An 8,460-nucleotide genomic window follows, 5' to 3' on the forward strand; every position below is an offset into this window, starting at 1 on the left:
ATGTCGAGCACCACCATGAGCTGGCAGGACGCGATGACCAGCAGCGCCATGCCGTGTCCTCCGCCGCCCGGTTCCCGGGTGGTGGCCTGTGCTGCGGAGGTCGGCTGCGGGCTGCTGCTCATGGTGCGCTGGCTCTCGGTGAACGACGGCGTTCACTGTCCGACCGTACGCCCCCGCCCCACGCCCCACCACTCGGTGCGTGCCGGCCGTCAGTCCCGTGTCGTGTGGGTCATGGCGAACTCGTCGGCCTCGGGGAGGTCGAAGTCGCCGTGGTCGCTGCCGAGCCCCTGGGCGACCAGCGCCGCCGCGGCACTGCCGAGCACGGCGGCCTCACGCGGGGTGCGGCCCAGGCCGATGCCGCGCAGAAACCCGGCCGAGAACGCGTCGCCGCAGCCGGTGGTGTCGACGACGTCCACCTCGAAGGCGGGGACCGATTCGGTGCCGTCGGCGGTGACCAGGAGCGCGCCGTCGCCGCCGCGCGTGACGGCGACGAGCCCCGCCCCGGCGGCCAGGAACTTCTTCGCGCCGGTCACCAGGTCCTCCTCCTCGCTGAAGCCGAGGACCTGGTCGTCGTTGGGGAGGAGGTAGTCGACGTAGGGCAGGAGGGGCTCGATCTGGTCGTAGGTGCCCAGTTCGCCGGGGGCCAGCAGGTCGACGGAGGTGACCACGCCGTGTTCCCGCGCGAAGTGCAGGATGCGCGCCGCCACGTCGGCGCCGATCAGCTCCGGGCCGCCGAGGTGGAGATGGCCGGCTTCGGCGACCGCGTCCCAGGGGACGTCGTCGAGGCCGTAGGTGACGTTGGCGCCGAGCAGGTGGAGGGAGGGCCGGTCGCCGTTGGGCCGGATCGGCAGGACGCTGGCGGAGGTGGAGGTGTCGATCCGGCGGACCAGGAACTCCGTGTCGATGCCCGCCCTGTTCAGCAGCTGGACGAGCATGTCGCCGGTCGGGTCGGTGCCGATCGCCCCGGTGGTGCGGACCTCGGCGCCGAGCTTGGCCAGGGTGAGCGCGGTGCCGGCGGCCGTCCCGGCGGCGGTCATCCGGATGTCGTCGACGAGGGTGGCGCCCTGGCCCTCGGGTATCTCCTCCACCGGCCGCACCAGTACGTCCAGCACGTGCACGCCCATCGTGACGACCTGCTGTGCGTTCATCGGGTTCCCTCCTGCGCGGGTGGTACGGGATGGGTGGTGCCGTAGTCGCGGGCGATCGCGGCCTCGATGACGGCGAGTTGCCGCTTCTCGTCGAGGACGCGCGGAGTGCCGAGCGCGGCGGCGCGCTGGTAGACGCCGCACGCCCACTCCAGCAGCAGGGCGTGCTCGACGGCCTTGTCGAGGGTGGGCGCGTGGGTGAGCGCGCCGTGGTTGGCCATGAGGGCGGCGCTGCGGCCCTCCAGCGCGGCGAGGACCGAATCGGCGAGTTCCGGGGTGCCGAAGGTGGCGTACGGTGCGACCCGTACGGTGCCGCCGAGTGCGAGCAACTGGTAGTGCACGCAGGGCAGTTCGTCGAGGACGAGGGAGAGCGCGGTGGCCATGGGCGCATGGGTGTGGACGACCGCGCCGGTGCCGTAGCGCCGGTAGACGCCGAGGTGGAGGTCGAGTTCGGAGGTCGGCCGGAGGGTGCCTGCCACGACCTGCCCGTCGAGGTCGACCACGGTGACCTGGTCCGGGGTGAGTTCGGCGAGGACGGCTCCGGTCGCGGTGACGGCGACCCGGTCCTCCACGCGCACGCTGACGTTCCCGGCCGTGCCGATGAGCAGCCCCTCGGCGCCCAGGCGGCGGCAGGCGTCCGCCACGGCGCTCCGCTCCGGCCCCAGTGCCGGGCTTGAGTCGGTCATGGGCGCGACCGTAACCTAAACATGAAACAAAGTCACGTTCAGGTTCGGAGGTCGTTCGTGAGTGAGCCCACCACGCGTCCGGGCGGGGCCGCTCCCCTGCGGCGCACCCCCCAACAGGCGCGCAGCAGGGCCCGGTTGGCGCGGGTGCTGGAGACGGCGGAGCAGATCCTGATCAGGGACGGGGTGGAGGCCCTGACGACGACCCGGGTCGCGGCGGCGGCGCGGGTGTCGGTGGGCTCGCTGTACCAGTACCTGCCCGACCGGGACGCGATCATCGACGCGCTCGCGGCCGGGTACTTCGCCAAGCTGGAGGCCGCGATGGACGCTCTCGTCGAGGCCGCGGCGGCCGAGCGCTGGGAGGACCCGGTCGGCGTCCTCCTCGACGCCTTCGCCGGGATCTACCGCAGCGAACACGGCTTCAGGGCGCTGTGGTTCGGCAGCGGTCTGACCGAGCGGACGCGGGCCGCCGACCGTGACCACAAACGCCGGATCGCCGACGGGATCCGCCGTGTCCTGCTGGCCCTCGGTCTCGCCCGGGACGACGAGGCCCTGGCCCGCGCCTGCCACTCCGCGGTCCTGGCCGCCGACGCGCTCGCCCAGGAGGCCTTCCGCCGCGAGCCGCTCGGGGACGCGGCACTGCTGGAGGATGCCAAGGTGATGCTGCGCGGCTACCTCGCCGCGGTCACGGCCCGTTATCGCGATCGCGCCTAGGGCGTGTGTCGAACGTCCCGTCGTCCGCCCGAAGGGCGGGCCCCGGACGTTCGACACACGCCCTAGGCGCCCCCGCCTCCGCTCCGGACGGTCCGAAAGATCACGTAAAGTCGGGGCGGGGGTGGGTGAGGGAAGCAAGGGGGCGGGCCGGTGGTTCTGGAACCTGTGGAGTTCTCGGTCCTGGGGCCGGTCCGGGTGCTGCGGTCGGGGTCGGAGGTCGTTCTCGGCGGCCCGCAGGAGCGGGCGCTGCTGGCGTTGCTGCTGGTGCGGGCCGGGCAGCCGGTGCCGGTGAGCGAGATCGTCGAGGCGCTGTGGGGCCCGCGTGCGCCGCACAGCGCCGTCAATGTGGTCCGCCGCCATGTCGGTGCGCTGCGCCGCCTCGTGGAGCCGGGACTGCCCGCCCGGGCGGCCGGACGCTGGCTGGTGCGGGACGCGGGCGGGTACCGCTGGGCGGCCGACGACGGCTCGCTGGACCTGCTGCGGTTCCGGCGGCTGCGGGAGGAGGCCGGGCGGGCCGCCCCCTCGCGGGCCGTCGGACTCCTCACGGCGGCGCTGGACCTGTGGCGGGGCCCGGTGGCGGGCGGCCTCTCCGTGGAGGTGAGGGAGCGGGCCGGTTTCGACGCGGTCGACCGGGAACGCCTGGCGGCGCTGCGGGAGGTCGCGGACGCCGCGCTCGACGCGGGCGTGCCGGACGCCGTACTGGCCCGGCTTCGCGGGGCCGCGGCCGCCCATCCGCTGGACGAGCCGCTGTCGGCTCGGCTGATCCACGTGCTCGCGGCCGCGGGGAGCCGGTCCGAGGCCCTCGACGTGTACCGCACGGTGTGCGCCCGGCTCGCGGACGAGCTCGGCATCGACCCCGGCGCCGAACTGCGCGACGCCCACCGCGCCGTCCTGCTCGACCCCGGGCCCCTGCCGCCGGTGCCCGCCCAACTGCCGCACGACCTGCCGACGTTCACCGGCCGCGAGGAGGAACTGGCCGAGGTGCTCGCCCCCTTGGAGAACCTCTCCGGGACGCTCCTCATCACGGCCATCGACGGCATGGCCGGCATCGGCAAGACCACCCTCGCCGTGCACTGGGCGCACCGGATCGCCGGCCGCTTCCCCGACGGTCAGCTCTACGTCGACCTGCGGGGCTTCGATCCGTCCGGAACGGCGATGAGCGCGGGCGAGGCGGTACGGCTGTTCCTGGACGCGCTCGGCGTACCGCCCGAGCAGGTGCCGCACGAGACGCAGGCGCAGGCGGCGTTGTACCGCACCCTGCTGTCCGGGCGGCGGATGCTGGTCCTGCTGGACAACGCCCGCGACACCGATCAGATACGGCCCCTGCTGCCGGGCGCGCCCGGCTGTCTGGCCATCGTCACCAGCCGCCGCCGGCTGCCCTCCCTGGTCGCCGCGCACGGGGCGCACACCCTGACCCTGCGCCCGCTGGACGCCGACCGCGCCAGGGCGTTCCTGGCCCGTCGGCTGGGCGCCGCCCGGCTCGTCGGCGAGGAGCGGGCGGTGGCTGAGATCACCGAGCTGTGCGCCGGTCTGCCGCTCGCCCTGGCCTGTGTCGCCGCCCGCGCCGCGGCCCACCCGCACTTCCCGCTGTCCGCCGTGGCGGCCGAGCTGCGGGCCGCGCACGGCAGCCTCGACGCGTTCAGCCGGACCGACACCGCCGCGAACGTCGGCGCGGTGTTCTCCTGGTCGCTGGCCGCCGTGTCGCCCGGCGCGGCCCGCCTGTTCCGGCTGCTCGGGCTGCATCCCGGTCCGGACGTCTCCGTACCGGCCGCCGCGGCCCTGGCGGGGCTCCCGGCGCGGGAGACCCGCCGGCTGCTGGCCGAGCTGGCCGGCGTGCATCTCGCGAGCGAGCACGCACCCGGCCGGTACGCGCTGCACGACCTGCTGCGCGCCCACGCGGCCGAACTCGGCGAGGCCGAGACGCCGTTGGAGGAGCGGGAGGCCGCCGTGGACCGGCTGTACGCATACGTCCTGCACACCGCGCAGGCCGCCGACCGCATCCTCGCCCCGCACGCCGACCCCCTGCCGCCGGGGCCGGCGCCGGCCGGGGTCGCCGCCGAGCCCCTCGCCGACGACCGGGAGGCGCTGGCCTGGCTGACCGCCGAGTACCCCGTCCTGCTCGCCGTCCTCGACGCGGCCGCCCGCTCGGGTCGCGACCGCCTCGTGTGCCTGCTGGCCTGGTCCCTGGAACCGTTCTTCGACCGGCGGGGCCACTGGCACGACGGCATGGCCGCCCAGCGCACCGCGCTCGCGTCGGCCGTGCGGCTGTCCGAGCCCGGCTGGGAGGCGCGCGGCCTGCTCGGTCTGGCCCGCGCCGAGGGGCGGCTCGCCCTGCACGACCGGTCCCTGCCCCGGCTGCGCCGGGCCCTGGAGCTGTTCACCGGGCTGGACGACGTCGTCGGGCAGGCCGAGACCCACCGCAGTCTCGGCTGGGAGTGCGAGCAACAGGGCGATCTGCGGGGCGCCCTGACACACAATCAGCGGGCGCTGGAGCTGTTCCGCGCCCAGGACCGGCCCGCCGCGCGGGCCAGCGTCCTCAACTCCGTGGGCTGGTACCACGCGCTGCTCGGCCAGTACCGGCAGGCCCTGTCCCACTGCTTCGAGGCACTGGCCCTGCTCCAGGACCTGGGCGACCGCTACGGCCAGGCATCGACCTGGGACAGCATCGCCTACGCCCAGCACGGCCTGGGCCGCCATCCGCACGCCCTGCTCGGCTACCACAACGCCCTCACGCTCTACCGGGAGTTGGGGGTGCCCTACCTGGAGGCGAGCACTCTGGTCCGGATCGGCGACACCCACCTGGCGACGGGCGCTCCGGACGAGGCGGACGAGGCCTGGCGCGAGGCCCTCGCGCTCTTCACCGGCCTCGGGCACCCGGACGCCGAAGAGGTCCGCGCGCGGCTGTCCGGCGACACCGGCCGACGCGACCTCGCCTGAGGGAGGCCGACGGGTCATGGACGGCACGGAACCGGCACGGTTCGAGGTGCTCGGGCCGCTCCGGGTGCTGCTGGGAACGGCGGAGCCCGACCTCGGCTTCCCCCAACAGCGCGCCCTGCTGGCCCTGTTGCTGGTGCGGGCGGGCCGGCCGGTGCCGGCGGACGAGATCGTCGACGTGCTGTGGCCCGGCCGCCCGCCCGCCAGCGCCCTCAACGCGGTGCGCCGGTACATGGGTTCGCTGCGCCGGCTGCTGGAACCCGGCCTGCCGCCCCGGGCGGCGGGCCGCCGGATCGTGCGCGGCGCCGACGGCTGCCTGCTGGCCGCCGAGGACGACGAGGTCGACCTGCTGCGGTTCCGCGGCCTGGCCCGGCGGGCCAAGCGGGCGGCCGCCACCGGACGCCCCGAGGTGGCCCTGCGGCACTTCCTCGGCGCCCTGGCCGAGTGGCGGGGCCCGGTGGCCGCCGGGATTCCCCCGGCCGTCCGGGAACACGCCGTGTTCACCGAGGTGGAGCGCGAGCTGGTCCGTACGACGGTGATGGCCGCCGACGCGGCGCTGCTGTGCGGCCGCACCCGAGAGGTGCTGCCGCAGCTGCGGCGCGCACTCGGGCTCGACCCGCTCAGCGAGTCCCTGCACGCCCGGCTGGTCCTGTCGCTGGCCGCGGCCGGGCGGCAGGCCGAGGCGCTGGCGGCCCACGAGTCGGTGCGCCTGACGCTGGCCCGGGAGCTGGGCGTCGCTCCCGGCGCCGAACTGTCCGCGGCGCACACGCGGGTGCTCCGCCAGGACGTACGCCCGGCGGAAGCCGCACCCCGTCACGACACCCCACGCGGAACACCGGTACGACCCTCACAACTGCCGCCCGACCTGCCGCGGTTCACTGGACGGCACGCCGAACTGCGCGGTCTGCGGGCGCTCGTGGGCGGCGACGGCGCACCGGCCGCCGTCCTCCTCACGGGAACGGCCGGGGTGGGGAAGACCGCCCTCGCCGTCCACTGGGCGCACGAGGTCGCCGAGCGGTATCCCGACGGTCGACTCCACGTGGATCTGCGGGGGTTCGACCCACGCGCCGAACCCCTGCCTCCGGCGGAGGCCCTGCGAGGCATGCTCGGCGCGCTGGGTGTGTCCGGTCGGCGCCTGCCCGGCGGACTGGACGGCCTGGCGGGTCTGTACCGGAGCACGCTGTCGGGGCGGCGGACCCTCGTCCTGCTCGACGACGCCTTCGACACCGAGCAGGTGCGGCCGCTGCTGCCCGCCTCCCCCGGTTGCCTGACGCTGGTCACCAGCCGGTGCGGGCTGTCCGGCCTGGTCACCGCGGGCGCCCGGCCGCTGCGGGTCGACCTGCCGTCCGCCGCCGAGGCGCTGGATCTGTTCGCAGCGCTCATCGGCCGGGACCGCCTTGCGGCCGAGCCCGCGGCGGCCGACGAGATCGTCGGACACTGCGGGCGGCTGCCGCTGGCCCTGGCCGCCGTGGCGGCCCGTCTCGCCGACCGCCCCGACCTCCCCCTCGCGGCCCTCGCCGGCGAACTCCGCCGGTCGCGGGGCTCGTTCGACGCCCTGGCCGGTGTGCGCGCCGCGTTCGCCGCGTCCGGGCGGCACCTGTCGGCCGACGCGGCCCGGATGCTGCGCCTGCTCGCCCGCCGCCCCGGTGCGGGGCTCACCGCGGAGGCCGCCGGTGACCTCACCGGGCTGCCCGTCCGCCGGGCCCGGGCGCTCCTGGACGAACTCGCGGACCTCCACCTCGTCTCCGAGACCGCTCCCGGCCGCTTCGCCGGGCACCCCCTGCTCCACGCGTTCGCCGTCGAGGCGGCCGGGGCGCGGGAGGCATGACCGCAGGCCGGAGAGCCGCCCTCACTTCTCTGTCACTCTTTTTGCACACGCCGTCCTTAGGCTCCGAGCAGTGAATGGTTCTGTTCGGTCGTGTTCGGAGGCGGCGACAGATGACATCTGACATCGACACGGTGTGCCGGATGCCCCTGGCTCTGGACATCCTCGTCCCCGGCCCCGGGCCCGCGCGGCTGCCCGCGGAACGGCATCCCGGGCCCCGGGCCCTCCGTCTCGTCGCCGGCAGCCCCGGCGAGTACCTCTTCGTCGGGCTCCGGGCCGGCACCGGCGCCGTGGAACAGGGCGGCCCCGTCCGGCTCGGCCCCGGTGACATCTGCTTCTACGACGTCGACCACCCGCCGTCCCTGGATCTTCCCGCGTCCGCCCGGCTGAAGGTGTTCCGGGTGCCGCGCGAGGCGCTCGGGCTGGACGGCCGTGCGCTGCGGCGGGTGCTGCCGACGCCCGTCGGCCGGTCCTCGCGTCTGGGCCGGCTGGTGTCGCCGTTCCTGTCCGAACTCGCCGACACCGTCGTGTCCTCCCCCGCCGCGACCGGGGAGATGCTCGCCTGGAACGCCGTCAACCTGCTCGCCACGGTCGCGGCCGAGCAGGCGGGCGTGGACGGTGCCGACGTACCGGGGGACGAGCGATCGCCGTTGCTGTCCCGGCTGCTGGGCTTCGTCGACGAGCACCTGGCCGATCCGGACCTCTCCCCCGAGGTGATCGCCACCGCCCATCACATCTCGGTGCGCTATCTGCACAAACTGTTCCGGCAGGAGCTGGGGACGACCGTCGGCCGGTGGATCCAGCACCGCCGCCTGGAGGAGTGCCGGCGTGACCTGCTGCACCGCGTGCGCGGCCGTCGCACCATCGCCGCCGTCGCCGGCCGCTGGGGTTTCCTCAGCGCCCCGCACTTCAGCCGCGTCTTCCGGGCCGCGTACGGCATGTCGCCCAGTCAGTGGCGGGACTCGGCGGGCGTGGGCTCGGGCCCGTAGGACGGTCGTGCGCTGAGGGACCAGCGGCCGTGCGCCCGCAGGCAACGCGTCCGGCCCCGGCGGACCTAGCGTGCCGGGCGAAGCACCGCGAGACCTCAGGAGAGACGCATGTCCGAGACCGCCCCGGAGCCGGTGAAGCCGGTTCTGGAACCCGCCGCGCAGGCCTTCGT

Annotated in this window: 6 protein-coding genes; 4 read left to right on the forward strand and 2 right to left on the reverse strand. The window is 75.3% G+C overall.

Going from position 1 to position 8,460, the window contains the following annotated elements:
- Positions 1–209 precede the first annotated feature (209 nt).
- Entirely contained in the window at positions 210–1,148 is a 939-nt protein-coding gene (locus tag M8J74_RS41615) for a carbohydrate kinase family protein (protein WP_249841367.1), read from the reverse strand.
- Positions 1,145–1,831, reverse strand: coding sequence for a class II aldolase/adducin family protein (locus M8J74_RS41620; RefSeq protein ID WP_249841368.1), 687 nt, complete (start codon positions 1,829–1,831; stop codon positions 1,145–1,147). Before M8J74_RS41620 ends, M8J74_RS41615 begins: the two co-directional genes overlap by 4 nt.
- A 57-nt stretch (positions 1,832–1,888) precedes the next feature.
- Between M8J74_RS41620 and M8J74_RS41625 the strand changes: the two genes are divergently transcribed.
- The 4 genes from M8J74_RS41625 (at position 1,889) to M8J74_RS41640 (ending at position 8,290) form a co-directional block, all read left to right on the forward strand.
- Positions 1,889–2,542 (forward strand): TetR/AcrR family transcriptional regulator, encoded by a 654-nt coding sequence (locus tag M8J74_RS41625; protein ID WP_249841369.1) that lies wholly within the window; start codon positions 1,889–1,891, stop codon positions 2,540–2,542.
- A 150-nt stretch (positions 2,543–2,692) separates the two neighbouring features.
- A complete protein-coding gene (locus tag M8J74_RS41630) occupies positions 2,693–5,479 on the forward strand; it encodes an AfsR/SARP family transcriptional regulator (RefSeq protein WP_249841370.1) in 2,787 nt (928 codons plus the stop codon).
- Between the two features lie 16 nt (positions 5,480–5,495).
- Positions 5,496–7,304, forward strand: coding sequence for an AfsR/SARP family transcriptional regulator (locus tag M8J74_RS41635; protein WP_249841371.1), 1,809 nt, complete (start codon positions 5,496–5,498; stop codon positions 7,302–7,304).
- A gap of 110 nt (positions 7,305–7,414) precedes the next feature.
- Complete coding sequence (locus tag M8J74_RS41640; protein ID WP_249841372.1) at positions 7,415–8,290, forward strand: helix-turn-helix domain-containing protein; 876 nt, start codon at positions 7,415–7,417, stop codon at positions 8,288–8,290.
- Positions 8,291–8,460 lie beyond the last annotated feature (170 nt).

The organism is Streptomyces panaciradicis (assembly GCF_023516615.1).
GTDB classification, from domain to species: domain Bacteria; phylum Actinomycetota; class Actinomycetes; order Streptomycetales; family Streptomycetaceae; genus Streptomyces; species Streptomyces panaciradicis.

Coding starts and splice junctions, on each gene's coding strand:
- M8J74_RS41615 (WP_249841367.1), bottom strand. CDS start 1,148: ATGAACGCACAGCAGGTCGTCACGATGGGCGTGCACGTGCTGGACGTA.
- M8J74_RS41620 (WP_249841368.1), bottom strand. CDS start 1,831: ATGACCGACTCAAGCCCGGCACTGGGGCCGGAGCGGAGCGCCGTGGCG.
- M8J74_RS41635 (WP_249841371.1), top strand. CDS start 5,496: ATGGACGGCACGGAACCGGCACGGTTCGAGGTGCTCGGGCCGCTCCGG.
- M8J74_RS41640 (WP_249841372.1), top strand. CDS start 7,415: ATGACATCTGACATCGACACGGTGTGCCGGATGCCCCTGGCTCTGGAC.